Genomic DNA, 23,007 nt, shown 5'->3' on the forward strand with positions numbered 1-23,007 from the left:
ATGAACCAATGAATCAATGAACCAATGAACCAATGAACTACCTGTAATGATAAAATATTCCCCTGTCAAAAGGCGTCCACATGCAGGCGGTTTGGCCGCAGGCTTTAAGGGCGTTATTGGCCCAGGTATTGCAGGTATAAAACATATTGTATTTGCGGTTGGCTTCGTAAAACGCGTCGCTGGTGCCGTAGTTGGCATTTGTTTTTATGTTGATGACATTTCCGGCACTGTCTCGTTTAAAACTGTCGTTAATAAAAGCTATCAGCCTTTTGTACTGATCATTGCTGATCATGATTTTTTTACAATTGTTATTCTCCGGCATTGCCCGGTAGTAAGTAGCATGAATGGCCGAAGTACTTAAAGCGAAGGCCGCCCTAAACGCCGTACTAAACTTTAATTGCGACCAGGTAGGAGTGTTGAGGTAAAACCCCTTATCGCCCCAGCCAACTGCCAGGTATTTTGCCGTGGTATCGCGGCCCGTTGTATTTTGATACGGCATCTCTTTGCTCCAATCTGTAACCTGACTTTTTACGGGAACTACAATGTCGGTGTGGTCGCCATTGGTAAGGATATATATGGCCACGTCGGCCGAAGTGCCGGATTCTTTTTACAGTCCATATCGAAAGTAAAAAAGCCGCCGGCAGGAAAAGCGCTACAAATACTACAAGGCCCAATACAGTTCCTAAAAATATTTTCAGGATCTTTTTTATAATTATCATAATTGGCGATTGAGGTTGGGTTTGGTGTTACTATAATAACCCGAATAGTTATTGCAATACTCATAATTACCCTTTTATTCTTGTTAATTATTGGTTAATTTATATTGATAATAAGAATTTTATATATTTTATATATTTTATATATTTTATATAAAGTGTAAATTTATGTAGGCATAAGAGACGTATTTTTAACGTGACCAAATACCGCCAACATAAAAGCCCGTTGAATAAACAACAGGCTTTTACTTTTAGGTTAATGTAGGCGTATTAGCCGACACTCATCGGGCCAATTTAAGGGCTACCCCTTTTTATTAAGCCATTGCTTAATACGCGAATTGAGCAATATACCTGCAATGGTGCAGGCCACTAAAAGGTATACAATCATGATGTGCTTTGGCATTTTATTTTGGTTTATAATCTGCAATAAATGTAACGGGGATGATACATTTATTGCAAGTGTTTATGAAAATAAATATCTAACCGGTTGAGAAAAAAAGTCAAATACTTAAACAAAACTAACACTTTGATATGATGTAGTTTCACTGGCCCGATTCAGCGTTTTATAATATAAAATTTGCGTTTATTTAAAATGAACAAAAAAACGCGTAAAAAAACATTTTTACAGCAAAAAAATGACAGTTTAACGTAGTGTTACGCTAACACTATTTCAATGTTAAAACTAATTTATTGCTATTTTTTTAAAGAATAAATGTGCAGTTGACGATTCTAAAAGTTTTATAACTATTTATTAAAATAAACGTAAAAATGAAAATACCTATTGTAACATTCGGTTTACAATATAAATTTGCTTTACCCTAATTAATTTAAAATGATAAGCCAATTAACGTTAGAACAAAAACTTCAGGGCGTGATCTTAATGATCATTTGCTTTATTGCCGTAGCGAACTATTTAATTAAGTGAGTGCCGACAGAGAGAAGAGAAAATTAAGGTGCCTTTTTGGAGGCGCCTTTTTTTATGGAATAAACTTTGAGCCGATTTTCTGGGAGAGGTGCATAGTTACATTTTCAATAACAAATTCAGATTTAAGACACAACAAGTACTTATGGCTTAAAACGGCAGCCTCGGTTTACATAAATATAGCTAACGCATCCTTAAGGCTTTTTGACGAATGGGTTACAACAGCACCTGTGTGCCTGTCTTCCGGGTCAAACAGAAAGGTATCGATACCCAATGAACCCGCCGCCTTTATTTCAGACTCAGGATCATCGCCGATGACCAGCAGCTCTTCCGGCTGATAGTTATTGTTGTTCATAATCATCGTGAAGATATCCTTTTTAGTTTCGGGCGATACCTGCGGATCGACAATATGAATCGCTTTAAAATCTCCCTCGATGCCTAACAACCTTATTTTACTCCATTGCAGTTTGGTAAAGCCCGTTGTTACCAGGTACTTATCTATCGGGGTTGCGCTGATGTATTTATACTCCTCGTAGGGCTGCATCGGCAGCGCATACTCAAGGTCTTTAAGCAAATCAAGGCCCTTATTTTTCGCCGCCTCGCTAAAGTTGAATTTTTCGGCAACCTGCTGGTAAGGTCGGCGCTGCATTTCTGCCTTCACCTTCTCTATTTCTTGGGTACCAATTTCTTCGGCCAGGCTGTCTACAAATTCAAACACCACGCTAAAAAGATTTTCAGAAATTGAACTAACCGGGTAAATGGTGTTATCCAGGTCTAAAATGATGGCTTTTTTCATAATATATTGTCAACACGAGTTACCGCAATTGGTTCGCTTTTCTTAATGAGTTTTTTAAGGATATAATACCCGGTTGACACAAATAAACAGGTACCGGCAAATACCCACCACAAGCTATCAAAGCCACCTGCCGTAATAATCCGGGCACCAACTGCAGGAGCAATAATTTGTGCAGCCGACCACGACATGCCATAAATAGCGGCATAGGAGCCCCGGTTACTATTGTTGGTTCGGCTTACCCAAAACGAGTTCATGAATGGCATGGCGATGATTTCGCCAAAAGTTATCATTACTACTATCAAAACGGCTATCCAGGCGTTATGCGGGAGTATGTTCAAAAAAACAAATGTAATGCCCGTTAACAGCACCCCAGCGCTGATATAAGTTAAAGGGTGCCTTTTGCCATCAAGTTTATGAACAAGTACCATTTAGACAGCTACAATCAAAATTCCGTTTAAGGCCATTAAAAAACCGATAAAACGCGGGCCGAGGTGCCATTGTATAGTATAAAACACCGGTTGGGTTATAAAAAACTCAAAGAAGCAGCAAGAGAAAAGTGTGTTTAAAATGATGAATATTAAAAACACACCATCGGTATGGGCCGCTGCCGATTTTGCTTCTTTCAACACATCCTTCACTGATTTCCTGATTTGCGAGCGGGGCATCAGTTTCAGCAAAAGTATTGCAGCCAAAATATTGGTGCAGCCGTCAACCCAAAACAGCAAGTGGTAATTAATTGAAGCTAAAAATCCGCCTAAACCACCTCCAACCGCCCAACCAAGGTTAACAGCCAGTCGGTTTAACGAATAGGATCGTGTTCTGGTGGTCTCATCAGCATAATGCGCAATTGCCGCCGAGTTTGCCGGCCTGAAAGATTCATTACAAATGCTGAGTACAAACGTAAGAATGCTGATACTGATAAAGGAATGCTGATAGCCTAAAATGATAAACTGGATGCCACCTAAAAGCAAGGCCCCAACCTGCACATCATAAAAACCTATTTTATCGGTTAGCTTCCCGCCTAAAAACGCTCCCCCAAACGCACCAATGCCAAAAAATGCCATTACCCAACCCGACTGGATTACCGTAAAGTGCAGTTTTTGGATGGTATAAACGCTCATAAACGGAACCACCATAGTACCGCTCCGGTTAATAAGCATTACCAGGCTCAGGTACCAGCTGTTTTTAGATAGTCCGTAATAAGCGTTTTTGTAGGATTGGATAACAGGAGTTAGCATGGTTAAACAAAGATAGCTTTTAAGGCTAAAAGCAGAAAGCCCAAGGCCCAAAGGAATAAAAGCTTTCTGCCTTAGGCCTTCGGCTTTTAGCTTAACCTCGAATTGCGGTTACGCAACCAATGATCGGCCAAAACCAATGCGGCCATCGCCTCAACAATGGGTACCGCGCGTGGCACCACGCAAGGGTCATGGCGGCCTTTGCCCGATATTTCGGCAGCGTTACCTTCGCTATCAATAGTGGCCTGGTTTTTCATGATGGTGGCAACCGGTTTAAAGGCTACTTTAAATTCGATAGGCATTCCATTGCTGATGCCGCCCTGGATACCGCCCGAATAATTGGTAATAGTTGTTATATCGCCTAAATGCGACTTTACAAAAATATCGTTATGCTCAGATCCCCGCATTTCGCTGCCGGCAAAGCCCGATCCAAATTCAAAGCCGTGTACGGCGTTGATGCTTAGCATGGCTTTACCTAAATCGGCATGTAGTTTGTCAAATACAGGGTCGCCTAAACCTACAGGGCAATTTTTTATGTAACAGCTCACTTTGCCGCCAACAGTATCACCGTCTTTGCGTACGCTGTCAATAAATTCTATCATTTCTTCGGCTGTTGCCGGGTCGGCACATCGCACGATGTTTTTCTCGCGCTCATCAATAAATTCCTGAACGTTTTTAATTTCAACGTTTGGTGCATCTATTTTGCCAACACTGCTTACATGGGCTGCAATCTCGATGCCCTGGGTTTTGAGCAATAGCTTGGCCAGGGCACCCGCAGCAACACGCGCCGCTGTTTCACGGGCCGAGGAACGGCCACCGCCACGGTGGTCGCGAATGCCATATTTGGTTTGGTAAGTATAATCGGCGTGGGAGGGACGGAACACATCAACATTATGGGTATAATCCTTTGATCGCTGATCTTCATTCGGGATCAGCATAGCAATGGGCGTGCCCGTGGTTTTACCTTCAAATACGCCGGATAAAATCCGTACCGTATCTGCCTCTTTACGTTGTGTGGTAATCTTCGACTGACCTGGTTTGCGTTTATCCAGCTCGCCTTGTATATAATCGGTATCAACTACCAATTGTGCCGGGCAGCCATCTATTATTACCCCAATTGCCTCGCCATGTGATTCGCCAAAAGTGGTTATCCTGAATACTTGCCCGAATGAATTGCCTGCCATTGTTTTAGATGTTAGATATGAGATTTGAGAAAACTCAAATGTCAGAATTTAATTCTAATTAAACCGTCATTGCGAGGTACGAAGCAATCCCCTACATGCTAAGTTCCACATTGTTCGGGATTGCTTCGTACCTCGCAATGACGGGCGTTTTGTTGTTTTTTTAAGGTTGTAAATTTCACTATGTCATTGCGAGCGTAGCGCGGCAATCTCGTTACCTGCATGGTTGTCTTGCATAGTTCGCGATTGCTTCGTGCCTCGCAATGACATAGTTTGGCGCCGGATTCGCCTTTTTCCCTTTCGCCTTTAACCTTCTACCGTTTCCACTGCAAACCCTTGCTTCTCCAGATCATCCCAAAATGCAGGATATGATTTGTCGACTACCGGGCCGTTTTCAAATTCCAGTTGAGGAACAACAAGGGCCAATGGTGCAAAAGCCATAGCCATACGGTGATCATGGTAGGTGTTGATGAACATACGCTCCGGGATAAACTTTTCGCTGCAATCCAGTTTATAAACCTGGCCTTTTTCAATGAGTTTAACGCCCATTTTGGCAAGTTCGGTTTGTAAAGCTAAAACCCTGTCGGTTTCTTTGATCTTCAGCGTTTCTAACCCGGTGAAAGTTGCTTCGTGACCTAATGCCGCGCATACTACAATTACTGTTTGTGCCAAATCCGGGCATTCTTTCATGTCGAAGATTTTGCGGCTTAAAGGTTTGGCCTCTTTTAGTAAATGTACACCGCCATCTTTAAATTGAGATGTGATACCAAAGTTGGCCATTATCTCGGTTATCACGCTGTCGCCCTGCAGGCTGTAAGCGGTTAAACCGGTCAGGAATATTTCTGCTTCATCGGCCAGGGCGGCAATAGCATACCAGTACGATGCCGCGCTCCAGTCTGGTTCAATGTATAATGATGTTGTGGCAAAATCCTGGTTGACTATGGTAATCACATTATCAGTCCAAGCGTGCTGGATACCGGCTGTTTGCAACATAGCCAATGTCATTTCTACATACGGGCGCGACGTTAGTTCGCCTTCAATATGCAGTTCCAAACCAAGCGGCAACCGGGCTGCAATTAGCAAAAGTGCGGTAATGTACTGACTGCTGATGTTACCTTTGATACTGATTTGACGGCTTAGCTGCTCAAAACCACCTTTTAATTTAATAGGAGGGTAGCCATCTTGCTCTTCAAAACCTATATGGGCACCTAATTGCCTCAAGGCATCAACCAAAACACCTATCGGCCTTTCCTTCATGCGCTGGCTGCCGGTTAAAATCACCTCGTAATCCTGTATGGCATAATAAGCCGTTAAAAAACGCATCGCCGTACCGGCAGGGCCGATGTCTACGGTTTGTAGCCCATGGTCTATGGACGATGGACCATGGTCGCTACCATCTGCCAATACCTCTTGATTCTTCCTCAAGATGCCTGCTAACAACACAGAATCGGCTGAATCGGATACATTATCTACCTTAACCTTACCGTTGCTCAGCGCTTCGATAATGAGGGCGCGGTTACATTCACTTTTTGAACCGGTGAGGTTAACCGTGCCTTTTATATACTTATTACTTTTACTCAGGATGATGTTTTGCATCGTTTGGTTAGTCTTAAGTTCTAAGTCGATAGTCTGAAGTCAAAAGCCAATAGATTAAACCACTTTTGACTTTTGACTTTTAACTTTTGACTTAAAATTACGCGTGTGTTAGTTTTTCTGCTGCCTGGCCTGCTTCGCTGGCGTTCATGATGGCTGTTTGCCTGCTGATAGATTCGGCGTGTAAAAGCTCCAGTAATTTTTCGGTAAACTCGCTGCCTAATTTTAATGCTTTAGCGTAGTTAGTGCGTTTCTGCAGGATTTCGTCCCAACGGCCAACCTGTAAAATAGTAATGCCATTATCTTTTTTATGCTGACCGATTTTATCGGCAATCAGCATACGCTCGGCAATTTTCTGGATAACTAAATCGTCAATTTTATCAATCTGGTTGCGCAGTTCGTGTAGTTTATCGTTAACCTCGGCATTGCGTACTTCTGGTTTACGTAAAGCCAAATGATCGATGATATCAGCAAGTGCAGCAGGGGTAACCTGTTGTTTAGCATCTGTCCAGGCTACGCTTGGATCGATGTGCGATTCGATCATTAAACCTTGCATATCCAAATCCAAAGCTTTTTGTGAAATGTAACCAATAAGGTCGCGGTTACCTGATATGTGGCTTGGATCGTTAATGATAGGCAATTCAGGGGCTAAAGTTTTTAAAGCAATAGCGATATCCCACATTGGCTCGTTACGGAAAGCAGATTTTTCGTAAGATGAAAAACCGCGGTGGATAGCAGCAAGTTTAGTGATACCGGCGTTGTTGATACGCTCTAAAGCGCCAATCCATAAAGAAAGATCGGGGTTTACCGGGTTTTTAACCATTACCGGTACATCAACACCGCGCAAAGCATCAGCAATTTCCTGTACAGTAAAAGGGTTTACTGTTGAACGTGCACCAACCCAAAGGATATCAACACCTGCTTTTAAAGCTTCTTCAACGTGTTTACCGGTAGCTACTTCAATAGCGGTTGGCAGGCCGGTTTCGGCTTTGGCGCGTTTTAACCACTCCAAACCAATTGAGCCAATACCTTCAAACTCTCCCGGGCGGGTACGTGGTTTCCAGATACCTGCACGTAAGGCAGAAATTTTACCGGTTTGGGCTAATAAATGAGCGGTGGCTACCAGCTGATCTTCAGTTTCGGCGCTGCAAGGGCCAGCAATTACCAATGGTTCTTTACCGGTTTTAATCCAGGTATGAAGCGGCTGTATGTTTAAATTTAGTTTCATTGTGTTTGTTATTTGTTCCGGCTGTTTGTTTTTTAAACCGGGGTTGTTTTATACTTTAATTTTTTGATTTCCTGTTGGGTCCGATGATCCTGGGATCATTTTATTTGTTTAAACGTTGCGGCGGATGTTAATATATCGCCTGCCGCGATCAATTCTTTGGGGTTTGGGTGCTACTGATGGTTCGTCATCGTGTCTTTCATATTCGCCAAGTATGTTAAAATTTTGTGTGTATTTCAGTATCTGCCGGATAGCGCTATCGTAGTGTTTCTGCTCGTCCCACTCCACATCTACATAAAAATTATATTCGTTACGCTTACCAAGTATAGGCATTGATTGAATTTTGCTCATATTTAAACCTTCTTCGGCAAAAATGTTTAGCACTTTGGCCAAAGCCCCAACCTTATTGCTTACCTGGAAACAAAGCGACGCTTTATTGGCCGTTTTTTTATCCATGTTTTCATGATGGGTGAGGATTAAAAAGCGGGTAAAGTTCCTTTTATTTGATTCGATGCGGCGTTCTAAAACATCCAGTCCATACAGTGTTGCAGCCAATGAATTGGCGATAGCTACTGTATCCGTTAATTGTTCATCGCGGATGCGTTTGGCACAGGCTGCGGTATCGCTGCTCTCCACAATTTTAAGATGCGGGTACTCGTCAAAAAAATCGACACATTGGCGCAGGGCAATAGGGTGCGAGGTTACGTATTTTACATCCTCAAACTTTACACCTGGCAAAGCCATCAGGTGTAATTGAATGGGCAGGTAAATTTCGCCTACAACAGGGAAGCCATAATCTAACAGTAAGGTGTAGTTGGGCAATATGCTGCCGGCAATGCTGTTTTCAATAGCCATTACCACATAATCGGCCTCGCGTTTTTTTAAACTTTCAAAAGTTTGTTTAAAAGAGTTGCACTCAATCATCTGAGCGTTTTCGCCAAAATAACGCAGGCCGGCTTCTTCGTGGAAGGAGGCGCGGATCCCCTGGATGGCAACTCTTGGTTTTTCTATTTTCATGACCCCTGTTAATGCAAAAAGTCCCGGCATTTTGTGCCGGGACTTTTTAAATTTTTATGTGTGTTTAGTACATATTAGTCCCGGCTCTTACTGGTAAAGTAAAAGTAGTAACCATAAAAATATGCACTGTTAAATTTCATTTGTTTTTTATTACGTTGTAAATGTACGGTAAAAAATGATTCTGTCAATAGAAAATTTTATTTTTTGATAAAAAAAGTAGGTGAACCAAATTTTATATTGTCAAAATTGATTCAACTTGTTTTTAAAGACTCCGCGATGGGTGTAAATAACAGGAATGCCTAATTTTTCATCAAACTTATTAAAAAATACATCTCCAGACAGCAGCGCTCCCGACAGAGTAATTATCTCGCCGTTGTTAAATACTATTTCACATTTATCGAGTATGCCGCTACGGTTGCGGCTATTTTGGTTATATAAAATTACTCTTATATCAGTTTTATCGTAAACAATAATATGTTGTTCATCAACACCATACGAAAATTTATTGTTCCCCTTAGAGATCTGAATGTATTGATGACGCCCCTTTAAATTTGTGGCTACAAAATATGAAATTGCAGCTATTGATATTACCATCATTAGTATTGGAAAAACCTCGAGCCAACGCCCCTCCGTTATTTTTAAGAACAGCAAAGAGAAAACTGCAGTATATGCTAATAAGGATAGTGAAAGTGCCACTATTTTTCCGACTTTTACGTGATATTCAAACTTATTGGTGACAAAGTGAGGTTGGTTGCCAATATTAAAAAAGTACTTTTCAAAAACGCGGAGATCAAACGTTTGATTGAAAAAATCGGCAACAAGCTTTTCTACAGCCTCGATATCAGCAGCGTGGTAATCATACAAATGATTATTCTTGTCAAGGTAATAAACACAAAATTTACCACCGAAATAAAGTCCCAGTTTTAAATAGTTAATACCATCGTCTTGTATAGTAACCGATGGGCCGGTTAATTGAATGTCAGTTAAGGGGCGCTCCAAATCCCAGGGAAAGTCTTTTATTAGTTGAATGGTTTCATCTAAATTTCTTGGCTGCTCGTCAGAAAATTCGCCCTTTTCGTAAGTGTTATGTTGTAGTTTGGATATAAATTGAGGCATAGGTTATATAGGGTAATGCTTGTTTGCTTATACTTCAAATATAGCATCGATACCTATACGGTTTGCAATAAAATTAAGCGGTTTGTTTTTGCTCGATGAGGGGCGAAATATGCTGAATTTCATACTCCTGCTGCATTACCCTTGCAGTTTGCGTACTGCCGTCATGACTCCAGCCCGGCGGGTTAAATAAATACCCCATTTTATTTTTAAAACCCGGCGCGTGTTTAACATCGTGTATCAACGCCTTCCATTCGTGAAATATAACATTTACCGGACCCATATCATCAGGTTGTTTGGTAATGCCGTATTTAACAGGCTCGGGCAAATCCTCGTCGCGGAAGGTGCCAAACATCCTGTCCCATAAAATTAATACCATGCCCATGTTTTTATCCAGGTAGGGGATGTTTGATGCATGGTGCACACGATGATGTGCAGGCGTTACAAAAATCCACCCGTACCATTTTGGCAGCGGAATTTTATATTGTGTATGTACCAGGTTGCCGTAAAACTGCGTAACCAGGTAGGCATATAAAATATCTAAAGCACTAAAGCCAAATAACGCCAGCGGCAAATAAAAAAATACCCTATACAACGGCTCAAACACCGTTGAACGGAAACCGGTGGTGAAGTTGAAATGTTCTGACGAATGGTGGGTTACGTGTATGGCCCAAAAAACGCGGCAATAATGGCCAATGTAATGCAATAGCCAGTACAAAAAGTCCTGTGCTACAATCAGCACAAACCAATACAACCAAACATTATGGATTTGAAATAACCGATACCTGTAAGTAAAGCTCAGGATGATAAATGTGCTGCCTTTTACAATAAGGTTTGTTACAACAGCAAGCGAGGTAAGATAAATATTGGTAAAAGTATCGCGCGTTTCGTAATAATGCCTGTCCTCCCAATAACTTAAACCCATTTCTACAAGGGTTAAAATAACTAAAAGGCAAAGTATTACAATGGCGCTTATTTCCGCTTTATCTAAGTGGTGCATTTACAAATTAATATAATACAATAAACTCTCACAAAGTTCGGCTTCTGTGCAGATATTATCAATATTACATTGACCAATGTTGGTCAGCAGGGTGCAATTTATATTACCGCTCTGGTTCTTTTTATCCTTTTTCATATACTCGAACAACGTATTGAAGCTTGATTCATGGATGGTATAACGCGGATAAAGGTTATTAAGTGTATCAGTTATCTCTTGCAGTTCTTCGGCAGGCAGGCCTGTTTTTTTATGCGCCAGGTAGGCCTCGCAAATCATGCCTATTGCAATGGCCTCGCCATGCGATAAATGATCTTCATCATTGATCAGTGAATAAGTTTCAATTGCATGGCCGATTGTGTGCCCAAAGTTTAAAGCCTTGCGGATCCCTTTTTCGTGCGGGTCTTCAATGGTGATCTTGTTTTTTATGGCTACAGACCGGTGTACCAGTTCGGCTGATGGCTTGCTCAGGTCGCTGGTTTTTAACTGGTTCCAGTAAGCGGCGTCCTGGATAAGCCCGTGTTTCAGCATTTCGGCCAGGCCCGATAGGATTTGTTTTGGAGGCAGGGTATCTAAAAAGCCCAATTCAATAAATACAGCTTTGGGTTGTGTAAAGGTACCTATGATATTTTTAATGCTATCGATATCGATCCCGGTTTTACCGCCTACTGATGCATCTACCTGCGACAATAGGGTAGTAGGTACGTGTACAAAATCAATCCCGCGTTTAAATGTAGACGCGGCAAAGCCGCCCAGATCGCTGATAACGCCGCCGCCAAGGTTAATAAGCAGGCTTTTACGGTCGGCTCCAAAGTCTATCAGCATTTTCCAGATGCCAATGCAAAAGTCAATGTCCTTACTCTCTTCGCCTGCGTTTATCTCAATGATATCAAAGTTGTCCTGATCTTCTATTTTGCTTTTTACAAGGGGCAGGCAATGCTCGGCGGTATTTTCGTCGGTTAAAATAAAAAAACGCGAATAGTGGCCTTGTTTTACAAAATTGGCCAGTTCATCAATACTATTTTCAAAAAAAATGGGGTAATTATCGCTCTGAATGGTGTCCATAATTTAAATAACCATGATTTTATTTCCTCTGAATTCAACCAGGTCGCCTCGTTTTACTTTAAGGCGTTTGCGGTAATCAACCTGTCCGTTATAGCTTACTTCGCCCTCACTTACAACTATTTGCGCCTCGCCACCGGTTGGTACCAGCCCTGCTGCTTTTAGGAGTTGTATCATCGGGATAAAATCGCCGTTTAACTTAAATTCAATCATGGTGGGCAAAAATAAACTATTCATGGAATAATGAGTTATCATTTTTATAATTTTGCGGATGCTTTCTAACGAAACTAATAATACTTCCAAACACGGTAAGCCCTCTTTTGAAAATACAGAAATAGCTTTTCGTCATTCATCTAATGCTGATCTTAGTCGGGCTTACTGGCTATTCAGAATCATAAATGTTAATTTTTTGGTAAAGATAGGACCGCCGGTGACCAACTTTGCTATTAAAATAGGACTGCCGATCAAAGGCCTTATCAAGGCGACTATATTTAAACACTTTTGCGGCGGCGAAACTATTGCCGAGTGTGATAATACCATCAAAAACCTATATAGTGGGGGGGTAGGTACCATTTTAGATTATTCGATAGAAGGCGAGGACGATGAAGCCGTTTTTGATAGTACCAGGGACGAGATCATCCGCACCATAGTACGGGCCTCAAAAGATAAAGCAATCCCATTGACCGTATTTAAAATTACCGGGGTTGGCCGTTTTGCTTTGTTAGAGAAACTGGACGCCCGCCTGCCGCTTACACCCGATGAAGAAAGCGAATGGCAAAGGGTGCAAAGCCGGGTATTGGCTATTTGCGATAAAGCATATAAAAGTAACGTGCCCGTGATGATTGATGCCGAAGAAAGCTGGATACAGGAAACTATTGACCTGCTGGCTTTAACCATGATGACGCAGTTTAACACTAAACAGCCCATTGTTTATAACACCTACCAAATGTACCGTCATGATAAACTGGCATCGATTTTAAACGACCACGAGATTGGAAAAGGCGAAGGTTTTATATTAGGAGCAAAAATTGTGCGCGGCGCTTACATGGAAAAAGAGCGTAAGCGTGCCCTGGAAATGGGTTACAACTCGCCAATTCAGCCCGATAAAAAATCAACAGACCTGGATTATGATTCGGCATTGGATTATTGTACCAGCCATATCAACGAAATAGCTTTTATAGCCGGTACGCACAACGAGGAAAGTTGCCGCCTGCTGGCCGAGCTTTTGGACAACAAAGGTATCGATCATAAACACCCGCACGTTTATTTTTCGCAGTTGCTGGGCATGAGCGATAACCTAAGCTTTAACCTGGCCGATGCGCAATATAATGTGGCCAAATACGTGCCCTATGGGCCAATAAAAGCAGTGCTGCCATACCTGTTCCGTCGCGCACAGGAAAACACCGCCATTGCGGGCCAAATGAGCCGAGAATTGAGTTTGATAGTTAAAGAACGGGCGCGAAGAAACAAGAACTGAGAGTCAAGAATTAAGACAGAAAAATATGGGCCGCTAAAATTTAGCGGCTTTTTTTATGGCGTTATTTTTGGAGAGCGCTGTTCGATAGCGTTTGATTGTTGTAAGGGGAGGGGACTGACCTGTGATTCACAAATATGATGGTGAATTACCGCTAATAAAAAGACGTGATTTGCAGGAAAACGATAAAAAATTTTGCATTTTTATATCAGGCATTATCATATGCCACCCTAAATTATGAAAAATGCATTTGTAACAGGTTTAATCCTGGGTATCCTTAGTGGTACCTGGTTGTTCATCATGCGGTCATTTGGGTATAACAGTACCGGGAACCACGTAAGCCCGGTTGAGTATTTATCATTACTAATACCCTTTTGCGGTGTTTATTTTGGGGTGAAACGTTACCGTGAGGATGATAAGCAAGGCGAGATTGGTTTTTTTGACGCCTTATTTCAAAGCTTTAGGATTTTGCTTATAGGTGGACTGTTTGCCTGCCTGGCAGGCATTGTTTACATTAACTATTTTGATATGGCAAGCAATCTTTTCGCTTTTTCGGGCAGGTTATTCGGCGGGCTGGTTATTGGTATTTTAATTTGTTTAGGGGTGTCTGCAGCATTGATGAATAAATCGAGCAAACTGAACTGACAGGAGCGTGGTCGTATTGATGACTTATAGGTCATAAACCATCATCGATAGCTGCGAATGATACAAATTAAAAGAATATTTAACGTCAAATATGCGCTAATGAAGAAGTTAACATTTTGCCTGAAATTTAATTGAAAAAAAGTTTTGCAACTTGATTAAAAATCCTACTTTTGCCAACCCAATCGGGAACGGGATGTAGCGTAGCCCGGTATCGCGCCACATTTGGGATGTGGAGGCCGCAGGTTCGAATCCTGCCATCCCGACAAAAGCGATACCAAATCTGATTAAAACCCTCTGAATAAAATTCAGAGGGTTTTTTGTTTCAAAATCCCTCGCAAGGCAAAAAAACGCCTTTTTAATTAGGTATGGCTTGCGCCTTGGATTGTTTGCTATTAAGATATATTGAAAAGCGGGATTATTGTAATCAACAATCCCGCTTTTGTCACTCGCAAGTGATGGTACTTTTACTCGGTTTTTTTCACCGTAGTGGTAGTAGTAGTTTTTGTTGCCGCCACCGGTGTTTTTTTGTAAACGCGATGATATACATGTACAGGCTTTTTTGAAGCAGTTGCCTTATGTGCAACAACATGAGTAGTTGAACTGGCTGTAACAACCGGTTTTATTTCTGTTGTAGTTGTGGTAACTTCGGTTGTTTTTGGTGTTGGATCCGGAGCAACTACTGGAGCTGGCACCTCCGTTTTAACTGTATCATGCACTATAACCACGGATGGCGGCGGCGGAGCCGGCGTTTGTTTTGCCGGCTCAGGTAAATGACCCGTTACAGCGCCGGCGGCGGCGCCGCTTATTGCGCCGGATGTGCCGCTGCCCTCCATCTTTATTTTCGTTACAGTACGACCGTGGGCGCCTTTTTTAACTTTCTTTTTTATTTCCACTTTATTATTTGTGGTGTCCTGGGTTTGAGCCGCGGCAGTTTGAATGCACCATGCCATGCTGGTTACAAACAATATTAAACAAATCTTTTTCATAAAAAATGTATTGGTTAGATGATGTTATTGTAACATGCTTATTACAATTTTGTTTGTTAGCTTTTTAATTATTATAAACCGATATTGAATTGACGGCAAGCGGGCCCGGTATTAACTTGTATGTTCAATCTTTAGATTGGGCGATTGACAATTTTCATATCATTACAACTGATTTTTTCAGAAGTTTTGATTAATTGAATTATAATATTACCTTTGCAACCCCAACGGGAACGGGATGTAGCGTAGCCCGGTATCGCGCCACATTTGGGATGTGGAGGCCGCAGGTTCGAATCCTGCCATCCCGACAAATGCGATACCAATCAAGTCGAAAGCCCCTTAGATCATATGATTTAAGGGGCTTTTCTTTTATTTCAACACCAGCAGGCTTATCGGGTAGTTGATATTACCCGTCACCAAGCCCTCTTTAATCCTGAAATTACAAGCCGGCTAAGAAGATTATATCGGTTTACAAGCTTACAGCAACTGCGTATTTGTTAAGCGTGCTCAATAGCATGCTTCAAAGCCGCGTTGTGCCTGTACCGGAATACAAATGGGAAAATAATAGCTATCACTAAAGCATAACCTGCAAAGCTAAGCCAGATACCATGCCAGTCTTTACTTTGGTCGGCATGTGTGAAGAATTTATCAATCACGATGCCACTTATACGGCTGCCAAAAAAAGCGCCAAAACCGTTTACCATCATCATAAATAAGCCCTGCGCACTTCCGCGTATTTCTGGCGCTGCCTGGGTTTCGACAAATAGCGATCCCGATATATTAAAGAAATCAAATGCCATACCGTATACAATACATGATAAAACTATCATCCATAAGCCTCCGGCGGGATCGCCAAACGCAAATAAACCAAACCGTAAAACCCAGGCCAGCATGCTAAAAAGCATTACATACTTAATGCCGAATTTGCGCAGAAAGAAGGGGATAGCCAGAATAAACAATGTTTCGGAGATTTGCGATATCGACATAATAATAGCCGGATACTTAACAGCTATCGAATCTTTATAAACAGGTACTTTGGCGAAATCATGAATAAAGGTATCGCCATAAGCGTTGGTAAGCTGTAACGCAGCACCTAACAGCATGGAAAAGGTGAAAAAGATAACAAACTTGGGGTCTTTGAATAAAGCAAACGCATTTAATCCCAACGAGTTGGCAAATGATTTTTTTTCGGTTTTGGCCGATAGTGGCGGGCACTTGGGTAGGGTGAAAGAATATAAACCTAATACCAATGCTACCGCACCTGCTATGTAAAATTGATTCGCCGAAATTTCGCTATGCGTTAAACTTACTGTCCATAATGCTGCAATAAAACCTATAGTGCCCCATATTCTGATGGGAGGAAAATCTTTGACAACGTCAATGTTGTTACTTTTTAACGCAGAGTACGATACAGTAATGGATAATGACAACGTAGGCATATAAAACATCATATTCAGCAAGATAACCCAAAAAAAAGCTGAAGGGTTGGTAACGAGGGGTAAGCTGAATAACGTTAGCGCACCCAGGATATGCATTATGCCATATAGCTTTTCTGCGTTAATAAACCGGTCTGAAATAATACCTGTAATGGCGGGCATAAAGATAGATGAAATGCCCATTGTTGAAAAAATAGCTCCGAATTGTGCCCCTGACCAGTGTTTGTTTTGAAACCAATACGCGCCGATAGTAAGCAACCAAGCTCCCCACACAAAAAATTGCATAAAATTCATCAGTATTAAGCGGAACTTAATATTCATACGGTACTGGGTTTAAATAATTTTAGTCAGTATTAAATTAAAAATGGGAAAGTAGCGAAATAAACGTAAATCAAAAAGCTAAGAGAGGTAGAATTTAGCAAAAAGATCCTAAATGTTATGCTTTGTTAACGAGTTTACAAAAATGGCTTTATTTGATAGCCGTGAACAATAGAATTTGAGAATTTCGGTACAGGTTTATTTACTAAACCTGAAATCGAAATTCTCAAACCCATAATCAGGACGCTTTTCGTTTATTCAGTTCGTCGCGGATTTTGGCGGCCTTTTCATATGATTCTTCGGCAAGGGCTTCCTGCAATTTTGTTTTTAGCTCGTCAACGCTTAACGAAGCAAAGCCACTGCCTACTGTTGATGTGTTAACCGTTTTTTCTTCCTGCGTTTCGTTGATATTTTCAAGGTAAACAAAGTCGTTGCCTTCAATTACTATTCCGGCTGTCGACAAGATAAATTCGTAAGTAAAAATAGGGCAATCAAATCTGACTGCTATGGCGATGGCATCTGATGTACGGGCATCAATTTCAACCGGGCGTTTACCATCGCTGCAAATTAACTTGGAATAAAAAATACCATCAACCAGGTTGTATATGATAATCTCCTGCACCTCTATCTGGTATGCCTGCGCAAAACTTTTAAAAAGATCATGTGTAAGCGGGCGGCTCGGTGTCATCTTTTCTATTTCGATAGCTATAGCCTGTGCCTCAAAACTACCTATAATAATAGGCAGCCTGCGCCTCCCACTTACCTCGCCTAAAACTAAAGCATAAGCGCCGGATTGTGTTTGGCTGTATGACAAGCCTACAATATCCAGCTTAATTTTTTTCATGTTATTACCCATCGCACCTAATATTTACGCTGAAGCTTTATATTCTTTTACTGCCGCTATTAATTGTGGCACCACTTCAAAAGCATCGCCAACTATCCCGTAATCTGCCACTTTAAAAAACGGCGCTTCCGGGTCTTTATTGATAACCACTATTACCTTTGAAGAACTGATACCTGCCAGGTGCTGAATAGCACCTGAAATTCCTATCGCAATATACAAATTTGGACTGACAGCTATACCAGTTTGTCCAACATGTTCGCTATGTGGCCTCCATCCTGCGTCAGATACCGGTTTTGAACAGGCTGTAGCTGCGCCAAGCAAATTGGCCAGTTCCTCTATCATACCCCAGTTTTCGGGGCCTTTTAACCCACGTCCGGCAGATACAACTATTTCGGCATCAGGCAACGAAACTTTATCAGTAGCACGAACAATCTCTTTAATTATCGCCTTAAAATCCGATTCTTTGGTTGCTGCCGCAAAATCTTCCACTTGCGCGGTGCCGCCGGTTTCTACAACTTTATAGGAATTTGGAATAAGGGCGATAACCTTATTTGCCGAGTTTAACTCAACTATCGCGAAAGCCTTACCCGAAAAAGCTGTTTTTTTTACCCTGAATTTACCATCACTTTGCTCAGGAAGGGCCACAGCGCCATCGGCAACGCCGGCTTCCAGTTTAACGCCCAAACGCGGCGCCAAACCACGGCCCGAAAAGGTGTTTGATAGTACTACAACATCAGCGCCTTCTTTTTTTGCAGCTTCGGCTATGATAGAAGCGTAGGCCTGGTTTACAAAATTCTTCAATTTATCGCCAGATACGTTAAGCACTTTTTGGGCGCCGTATTTGCCCAACGAGGCTAACTCCGCAGCACTTACTTGGCCTATAGATATGGCTGTAAGGGTGGTGTTATTTTGATCGGCAATGGCTTTGGCATAGCTTACTGCTTCAAAAATTGATTTTTTGAATGTGCCGCCGGCATTTTCCGCATATATTAAAACTGACATATATAATGAGTTTCGTAAAAAACGATTTGAATTAAATTAAATAACGCGCGCTTCGGTATGTAAAAGATTAACCAATTTGGCCACGTCATCTGCGGCTACCAAGGTAACCTGTCCGCGCGGGGCCGGTGTTTCATAACTGATGATTTCCGAAAATGTTTTTATGTCAACAGGTTCAACCACAACTAAAGGTTTGGTACGTGCCGACATAATGCCGCGCATGTTCGGGATCCGGGGTTCGGCAACACCCTCGGCAGTACCCGCCACAAAAGGGTAGGGAATGGTCAAAATTTCTTTGCCGCCCTCTATCTCCCGCTCCACTGTCGCCTCATTATCTCCTGCATCCAGCTTTTTAATGATAGATACCGAGGGGATATCTAAAAGCTCGCCCAGCATCCCGGCAACTTTTGATCCGTTATAATCAATAGACTCGCGACCCGTCAGGATGAGGTCGAAAGCGTTAGTTTTTGCATATTGAGCAACCTGGTAAGCTACATACCACGCATCATGTGGCTTCGCGTTAATCCGTACCGCATCGGTGGCCCCAATAGCCAACGCTTTGCGAATTGTAGCCTCGGTGCTTACTTCGCCAACATTGATAACTGTTACTGTGCCTTTACCGCCGTCGGTTAATTCGATAGCCCGTGAAAGTGCTATCTCGTCGTAAGGATTTAATATAAATTGAACACCGTTGGTATTAAATTGGGTGTTGTTATCAGTAAAAGTTATTTTTGTGGTGGTATCGGGAACATTACTTATACATACCAAAATCTTCATAACAATAGGTTTTGGCAAATTTAACTAAAAAACATAGAGTTTAAAATGGAGTTGAGCAGATTAGATAAGCTATTGGAATTTATTAAAAATGAACCTAACGACGAGTTTTTAAAATATGCGCTCGCTACCGAATATCTACGTCTTAATCAGGTAGATAAGTCGCTTGAATATTATGAAGACCTGGTAAATAACCACCCCGGTTATACCGGCACCTATTACCATTTAGGTAAACTTTATGAGGCCCTGAACCGCAAAGATGACGCCGTTGCCACCTACGAAAACGGCATGAAAATCACCAAAGCCAAGCGCGATAACCACGCATTTTCGGAATTGCAGGCCGTTTACCGGCAGGCTAAAGGTATTGAGGAAGACGATGACGACTATTGATTTTGCTTATAGTTGATGGTTCATAGTTCATGGCAGCTTCATTGTATTTACAATAACTATTGTCAAATTAGCCCAGAACTTACCATGAACCATGATCTATTAACCATGAACTAAAATGACCAAACGCCATCTATTATTTCTTCGCGATGTTTTGATGTACACCTTTACGGCTTTTGGCGGGCCACAGGCTCATATAGCTGTTTTGCTGCGCGAATTTGTGCAAAAGCGCCACTATATCACCGAGGAGGAATTGATGGAACTGAACGCCTTATCGCAGGTATTGCCCGGCCCTTCATCAACTCAAACACTGGTAGGTATAGCCTGGAAAGTTGGCGGCTTACAATTAGCGCTGATAACTTTTTTTATCTGGATTTTGCCCTCGGCCGCTATAATGGGAATGGCCGCCATCAGCTATAAAATGTTTGCCAACCAGGCTAAGTTTAATCATGTGGTAAGTTATGTACAGCCGTTAGCTGTGGGCATTGTTGCTTACGCAACATTCAGTTTTGCCCACAAGTTTTTGAAAACTAAAGTGAGCACCATGCTGGCTATTGGATCATTAATAGCTACGCTGATATTACAAAATGCCTACGCTTTTCCGTTGTTGATTTTGTTAGGGGGCATCCTGTCATCAGCGATGGAAACACAGCCACAGGAAAACGAACTGAGGGTAAAACTCTACTCAAATGTAAACCCTAATAAGGTAGCTTACTTCATTGGTATCCTGTTGTTTTTTGCGGCCCTTGGCGCCGTTATCAACCAAACGTCGCCCTTCAGTTTGCCCATCCGCCTGTTCGAAAATTTTTACCGTAACGGCATCCTCACATTTGGTGGGGGGCAGGTAATGGTACCCTTGCTTTATACCGAATTTGTTGAGGTGAAGCATTACCTGAGCAGTTCGGAGTTTCTTTCGGGTTATGCCTTGCAACAGGCGTTACCGGGGCCTACGTTTTCATTTACTTCCTTTTTGGGAGGGATAACTTTAGGTAACAAAGGATATGGCGTTGGCGGGCAAATAGTTGGTAGCCTGGTTGCGGTAATAGGCGTAAACACCCCTGGGCTAATTCTGATACTCTTCATCGTCCCTTTTTGGGAAGACTTAAAAAAAATAACCCGTATCAAAAACTCGTTAAGCGGCATAAACGCAGTGGCAGTAGGCTTCATGGCAACAGCGTTTATCCTGTTGGTACGCCCTTTCGGCGGTAACTGGGTGGCTTATTTGTTAATGGCTTGTACTTTTGTGCTATTGAAATTTACCAAAATTAAAGCACCGTTGATTATTGTTTTTGGGGTGATTTTAGGATTGATAGTTTAATTGCAGCTGAAAGCTGCAACCAGTGTTCACCACGAGATGGAAGCTCGCGGCAACGATATTTGAACAACGCTAAAAAAATAAAGCCCAATTCGATAAGAACCGGGCTTTAGTTTTATGAATCAAAAAGCTCCCCCTTTAGGGGGCTGGGGGGCTAAAACGGCGGCTCATCATCAATATCATCCATCCTCGATGGGCGGATAATAAAGTTACTTTGCTTTTCAAAGTCCTGTGATGGTGCAAGGCCGCTAAATGCGTTACCGGCAATAGGGGGGAAACTGTCCATGCCTTCTTCAAGGTTAGCAAATTTTACATATTTGCCTACAAATTTAAGCCTTACGGTGCCGGTTTCGCCGTTACGGTGTTTAGCGATAATAACCTCGCCTACACCCTGGGTTGGGTTACCGTCTTCGTCTTCAGTTAAGCCATAATATTCGGGGCGATAAAGGAACAATACCATATCCGCATCCTGCTCGATAGAGCCCGACTCACGTAAATCTGATAGCATTGGCCTTTTAGCATTACCTGGCCTGGTTTCCACGGCACGGCTTAACTGCGATAACGCAATCACCGGTACGTTTAATTCTTTGGCTACTGATTTAAGGGCGCGCGAGATACTACCAATTTCCTGCTCACGGTTACCACCGCCTTTGCCGTCTGATGATTTACCATGCATCAGCTGCAGGTAATCGATGATGATTAACTGGATGTCGTGCTGCGATTTCAGACGGCGGCATTTGGCCCTGAACTCAAATATATTTAACGCGGGGGTATCATCAATAATAAAAGTAGCTTTTTCCAGGCGGCCGATTTTTGAGTGGATCTGTTGCCATTCCCATTCTTCTAACGTTCCTTTACGGATCTTTTCCTGCTCAATTTCGGCCTCTCCTGCAATCAAACGATTTACCAACTGGACTGACGACATCTCGAGCGAGAATACTACAACCGGTTTGTCAAAATCAACCGCGGCGTTACGGGCACAGCTTAACACAAAGGCTGTTTTACCCATAGCGGGGCGGGCAGCAATAATTACCAGATCGGATTTTTGCCAGCCCGAAGTCATACGGTCGAGCCCGGTAAACCCGGATGCCACACCGGTTAAGCCATCTTTCTTATCTTTTAGCGATTCGATATCACGCAGGGCCTCCTGTACCAGGTCGTCCATTTTACGGGCGTCACGGCGTAAATTGCTTTGGGCTATCTCAAAAAGATTCTTCTCTGCTTTGTCAAGTAAATCAAGCACATCGCTGGTATCTTCGTAAGCGCTGTTAATTGTTTCTGTAGAGATACGGATCAGCTCGCGCTGAATATATTTTTGAATAATAATACGCGAGTGGAACTCGATATTGGCGGCAGATGCCACACGGCTGGTTAATTCGGTAATATAATATGCCCCACCAATCATTTCCAGGTCGCCTTGTTTGCGTAACTGGGCGGTAACGGTAAGAATATCTATCGGTTGCGATTTTTCGAAAAGCTCCTTAATGGCAGCAAATATTTTCTGGTGGTTGTCGCGGTAAAAAACTTCGGATTTTAGTACGTCGATAACAGATGACAGCGCATCTTTTTCCAGCATCAGCGCACCTAAAACCGCCTCCTCCAGGTCTGTAGCTTGAGGGGGTAACTTGCCCATTCCGGTATACGGAGTTGGGTTGGTAATTCGGCTGCGGCGTTCGTTTGTATTAGGCTTGTACTGATTCTCGTTCTCAAAACTCATAAGGCAACAAAAATATACAAAAAATAGTTTACCGATGCTACTATTCCATCCACATAGTGTATTGAGGTTTTAAAGCAATCATTCTCAATTTAATAATTTATAGTGTTGAATGCTTTTGATATTAACACACAATTGTTAGTAAGATGTTAGTTTGGATATTAAATAGCTCATTGATAGTTACTTAAAACGGTGTTAATAAAGTTTGAAAATGTTAGTTGTAATGGTGTGAACCAAAATGTCAATTGAGTTCAATAACCGCTT

General features: G+C 42.1%; 22 protein-coding genes and 2 tRNA genes. 6 read left to right on the forward strand and 18 right to left on the reverse strand.

What is annotated here, in order from left to right:
* Positions 1 to 37: 37 nt before the first annotated feature.
* The 12 genes from PQ469_RS12670 to PQ469_RS12725 all read right to left on the reverse strand — a co-directional run bounded on the left by PQ469_RS12670 (position 38) and on the right by PQ469_RS12725 (position 12,067).
* Positions 38 to 583, reverse strand: coding sequence for a TIGR02117 family protein (locus PQ469_RS12670; protein ID WP_274213293.1), 546 nt, complete (start codon positions 581 to 583; stop codon positions 38 to 40).
* Positions 584 to 1,807: 1,224 nt separating this feature from the next.
* A complete protein-coding gene (locus tag PQ469_RS12675) occupies positions 1,808 to 2,434 on the reverse strand; it encodes an HAD family hydrolase (protein WP_274213294.1) in 627 nt (208 codons plus the stop codon).
* Positions 2,431 to 2,862, reverse strand: a complete 432-nt coding sequence (locus PQ469_RS12680; protein WP_274213295.1) for an MFS transporter — start codon at positions 2,860 to 2,862, stop codon at positions 2,431 to 2,433. The genes PQ469_RS12675 and PQ469_RS12680 overlap by 4 nt, the downstream gene beginning before the upstream one ends.
* Complete coding sequence (locus PQ469_RS12685; RefSeq protein ID WP_274213296.1) at positions 2,863 to 3,672, reverse strand: MFS transporter; 810 nt, start codon at positions 3,670 to 3,672, stop codon at positions 2,863 to 2,865.
* 86 nt (positions 3,673 to 3,758) lie between these two features.
* The gene (gene aroC, locus PQ469_RS12690; protein WP_274213297.1) at positions 3,759 to 4,853 is read right to left on the reverse strand and encodes a chorismate synthase; all 1,095 of its coding nucleotides are present in this window, start codon (positions 4,851 to 4,853) and stop codon (positions 3,759 to 3,761) included.
* Positions 4,854 to 5,156: 303 nt separating this feature from the next.
* Positions 5,157 to 6,446, reverse strand: coding sequence for a 3-phosphoshikimate 1-carboxyvinyltransferase (gene aroA, locus PQ469_RS12695; protein ID WP_274213298.1), 1,290 nt, complete (start codon positions 6,444 to 6,446; stop codon positions 5,157 to 5,159).
* A gap of 97 nt (positions 6,447 to 6,543) precedes the next feature.
* Positions 6,544 to 7,671, reverse strand: a complete 1,128-nt coding sequence (locus PQ469_RS12700; protein ID WP_090650066.1) for a chorismate mutase — start codon at positions 7,669 to 7,671, stop codon at positions 6,544 to 6,546.
* A gap of 108 nt (positions 7,672 to 7,779) precedes the next feature.
* Positions 7,780 to 8,685, reverse strand: coding sequence for a prephenate dehydratase (locus PQ469_RS12705; protein ID WP_090650068.1), 906 nt, complete (start codon positions 8,683 to 8,685; stop codon positions 7,780 to 7,782).
* A gap of 240 nt (positions 8,686 to 8,925) precedes the next feature.
* Positions 8,926 to 9,801: a PH domain-containing protein gene (locus PQ469_RS12710; RefSeq protein ID WP_274213299.1), complete on the reverse strand. Its 876-nt coding sequence runs from the start codon at positions 9,799 to 9,801 to the stop codon at positions 8,926 to 8,928.
* Between the two features lie 73 nt (positions 9,802 to 9,874).
* Positions 9,875 to 10,798, reverse strand: coding sequence for a sterol desaturase family protein (locus PQ469_RS12715; protein WP_090650073.1), 924 nt, complete (start codon positions 10,796 to 10,798; stop codon positions 9,875 to 9,877).
* Positions 10,799 to 11,857: a 3-dehydroquinate synthase gene (gene aroB / locus PQ469_RS12720; RefSeq protein WP_274213300.1), complete on the reverse strand. Its 1,059-nt coding sequence runs from the start codon at positions 11,855 to 11,857 to the stop codon at positions 10,799 to 10,801. It abuts the gene before it with no gap.
* Positions 11,858 to 11,860: 3 nt separating this feature from the next.
* Positions 11,861 to 12,067: an RNA-binding S4 domain-containing protein gene (locus tag PQ469_RS12725; protein WP_090650080.1), complete on the reverse strand. Its 207-nt coding sequence runs from the start codon at positions 12,065 to 12,067 to the stop codon at positions 11,861 to 11,863.
* A 58-nt stretch (positions 12,068 to 12,125) separates the two neighbouring features.
* Here PQ469_RS12725 and PQ469_RS12730 point away from each other — a divergent pair, with 58 nt between their 5' ends.
* From PQ469_RS12730 to PQ469_RS12740, 3 genes are all read left to right on the forward strand, one after another.
* On the forward strand, positions 12,126 to 13,331 hold the full coding sequence (locus PQ469_RS12730) for a proline dehydrogenase family protein (protein ID WP_274213301.1): 1,206 nt from the start codon (positions 12,126 to 12,128) through the stop codon (positions 13,329 to 13,331).
* Positions 13,332 to 13,565: 234 nt separating this feature from the next.
* Positions 13,566 to 13,973, forward strand: a complete 408-nt coding sequence (locus PQ469_RS12735; protein WP_090650085.1) for a DUF4199 domain-containing protein — start codon at positions 13,566 to 13,568, stop codon at positions 13,971 to 13,973.
* Between the two features lie 189 nt (positions 13,974 to 14,162).
* A tRNA-Pro gene (locus PQ469_RS12740) sits at positions 14,163 to 14,236 on the forward strand.
* A 201-nt stretch (positions 14,237 to 14,437) separates the two neighbouring features.
* Here PQ469_RS12740 and PQ469_RS12745 read toward each other — a convergent pair.
* Positions 14,438 to 14,959: a hypothetical protein gene (locus PQ469_RS12745; RefSeq protein ID WP_274213302.1), complete on the reverse strand. Its 522-nt coding sequence runs from the start codon at positions 14,957 to 14,959 to the stop codon at positions 14,438 to 14,440.
* 231 nt (positions 14,960 to 15,190) lie between these two features.
* Here PQ469_RS12745 and PQ469_RS12750 point away from each other — a divergent pair.
* Positions 15,191 to 15,264: transfer RNA gene (locus PQ469_RS12750), tRNA-Pro, on the forward strand.
* Between the two features lie 189 nt (positions 15,265 to 15,453).
* Here the strand turns inward: PQ469_RS12750 and PQ469_RS12755 are convergent.
* The 4 genes from PQ469_RS12755 to PQ469_RS12770 form a co-directional block, all read right to left on the reverse strand.
* The gene (locus PQ469_RS12755) at positions 15,454 to 16,713 is read right to left on the reverse strand and encodes a nucleoside permease (protein ID WP_274213303.1); all 1,260 of its coding nucleotides are present in this window, start codon (positions 16,711 to 16,713) and stop codon (positions 15,454 to 15,456) included.
* Between the two features lie 235 nt (positions 16,714 to 16,948).
* Positions 16,949 to 17,554 carry a bifunctional nuclease family protein gene (locus PQ469_RS12760; protein WP_090650448.1) on the reverse strand — a complete coding sequence of 202 codons (606 nt, stop codon included), beginning with the start codon at positions 17,552 to 17,554 and terminating at the stop codon, positions 16,949 to 16,951.
* Between the two features lie 24 nt (positions 17,555 to 17,578).
* Positions 17,579 to 18,556, reverse strand: a complete 978-nt coding sequence (locus PQ469_RS12765) for an electron transfer flavoprotein subunit alpha/FixB family protein (protein WP_274213304.1) — start codon at positions 18,554 to 18,556, stop codon at positions 17,579 to 17,581.
* Between the two features lie 36 nt (positions 18,557 to 18,592).
* Positions 18,593 to 19,330 carry an electron transfer flavoprotein subunit beta/FixA family protein gene (locus tag PQ469_RS12770; protein ID WP_274213305.1) on the reverse strand — a complete coding sequence of 246 codons (738 nt, stop codon included), beginning with the start codon at positions 19,328 to 19,330 and terminating at the stop codon, positions 18,593 to 18,595.
* 45 nt (positions 19,331 to 19,375) lie between these two features.
* On the opposite strand from PQ469_RS12770, the gene PQ469_RS12775 reads away from it, so the two are divergent.
* Both PQ469_RS12775 and chrA read left to right on the forward strand, forming a co-directional pair.
* On the forward strand, positions 19,376 to 19,717 hold the full coding sequence (locus tag PQ469_RS12775; RefSeq protein WP_274213306.1) for a tetratricopeptide repeat protein: 342 nt from the start codon (positions 19,376 to 19,378) through the stop codon (positions 19,715 to 19,717).
* 115 nt (positions 19,718 to 19,832) lie between these two features.
* On the forward strand, positions 19,833 to 21,032 hold the full coding sequence (gene chrA, locus PQ469_RS12780) for a chromate efflux transporter (RefSeq protein ID WP_274213307.1): 1,200 nt from the start codon (positions 19,833 to 19,835) through the stop codon (positions 21,030 to 21,032).
* 151 nt (positions 21,033 to 21,183) lie between these two features.
* Here the strand turns inward: chrA and dnaB are convergent, their stop codons facing one another.
* Entirely contained in the window at positions 21,184 to 22,746 is a 1,563-nt protein-coding gene (dnaB, locus tag PQ469_RS12785) for a replicative DNA helicase (RefSeq protein ID WP_090650103.1), read from the reverse strand.
* Between the last annotated feature and the right edge of the window lie 261 nt (positions 22,747 to 23,007).

The sequence above is a fragment of the Mucilaginibacter sp. KACC 22773 genome (assembly GCF_028736215.1).
Taxonomy (GTDB): Bacteria; Bacteroidota; Bacteroidia; order Sphingobacteriales; family Sphingobacteriaceae; genus Mucilaginibacter.

What these genes read in the sequence shown, in the direction of transcription:
- PQ469_RS12675 (WP_274213294.1), bottom strand. Translation starts at nt 2,434, where the DNA reads ATGAAAAAAGCCATCATTTTAGACCTGGATAACACCATTTACCCGGTT.
- PQ469_RS12680 (WP_274213295.1), bottom strand. Translation starts at nt 2,862, where the DNA reads ATGGTACTTGTTCATAAACTTGATGGCAAAAGGCACCCTTTAACTTAT.
- PQ469_RS12685 (WP_274213296.1), bottom strand. Translation starts at nt 3,672, where the DNA reads ATGCTAACTCCTGTTATCCAATCCTACAAAAACGCTTATTACGGACTA.
- aroC (WP_274213297.1), bottom strand. Translation starts at nt 4,853, where the DNA reads ATGGCAGGCAATTCATTCGGGCAAGTATTCAGGATAACCACTTTTGGC.
- aroA (WP_274213298.1), bottom strand. Translation starts at nt 6,446, where the DNA reads ATGCAAAACATCATCCTGAGTAAAAGTAATAAGTATATAAAAGGCACG.
- PQ469_RS12700 (WP_090650066.1), bottom strand. Translation starts at nt 7,671, where the DNA reads ATGAAACTAAATTTAAACATACAGCCGCTTCATACCTGGATTAAAACC.
- PQ469_RS12705 (WP_090650068.1), bottom strand. Translation starts at nt 8,685, where the DNA reads ATGAAAATAGAAAAACCAAGAGTTGCCATCCAGGGGATCCGCGCCTCC.
- PQ469_RS12710 (WP_274213299.1), bottom strand. Translation starts at nt 9,801, where the DNA reads ATGCCTCAATTTATATCCAAACTACAACATAACACTTACGAAAAGGGC.
- PQ469_RS12715 (WP_090650073.1), bottom strand. Translation starts at nt 10,798, where the DNA reads ATGCACCACTTAGATAAAGCGGAAATAAGCGCCATTGTAATACTTTGC.
- aroB (WP_274213300.1), bottom strand. Translation starts at nt 11,857, where the DNA reads ATGGACACCATTCAGAGCGATAATTACCCCATTTTTTTTGAAAATAGT.
- PQ469_RS12725 (WP_090650080.1), bottom strand. Translation starts at nt 12,067, where the DNA reads ATGATTGAATTTAAGTTAAACGGCGATTTTATCCCGATGATACAACTC.
- PQ469_RS12730 (WP_274213301.1), top strand. Translation starts at nt 12,126, where the DNA reads ATGCTTTCTAACGAAACTAATAATACTTCCAAACACGGTAAGCCCTCT.
- PQ469_RS12735 (WP_090650085.1), top strand. Translation starts at nt 13,566, where the DNA reads ATGAAAAATGCATTTGTAACAGGTTTAATCCTGGGTATCCTTAGTGGT.
- PQ469_RS12745 (WP_274213302.1), bottom strand. Translation starts at nt 14,959, where the DNA reads ATGAAAAAGATTTGTTTAATATTGTTTGTAACCAGCATGGCATGGTGC.
- PQ469_RS12755 (WP_274213303.1), bottom strand. Translation starts at nt 16,713, where the DNA reads ATGAATATTAAGTTCCGCTTAATACTGATGAATTTTATGCAATTTTTT.
- PQ469_RS12760 (WP_090650448.1), bottom strand. Translation starts at nt 17,554, where the DNA reads ATGAAAAAAATTAAGCTGGATATTGTAGGCTTGTCATACAGCCAAACA.
- PQ469_RS12765 (WP_274213304.1), bottom strand. Translation starts at nt 18,556, where the DNA reads ATGTCAGTTTTAATATATGCGGAAAATGCCGGCGGCACATTCAAAAAA.
- PQ469_RS12770 (WP_274213305.1), bottom strand. Translation starts at nt 19,330, where the DNA reads ATGAAGATTTTGGTATGTATAAGTAATGTTCCCGATACCACCACAAAA.
- PQ469_RS12775 (WP_274213306.1), top strand. Translation starts at nt 19,376, where the DNA reads ATGGAGTTGAGCAGATTAGATAAGCTATTGGAATTTATTAAAAATGAA.
- chrA (WP_274213307.1), top strand. Translation starts at nt 19,833, where the DNA reads ATGACCAAACGCCATCTATTATTTCTTCGCGATGTTTTGATGTACACC.
- dnaB (WP_090650103.1), bottom strand. Translation starts at nt 22,746, where the DNA reads ATGAGTTTTGAGAACGAGAATCAGTACAAGCCTAATACAAACGAACGC.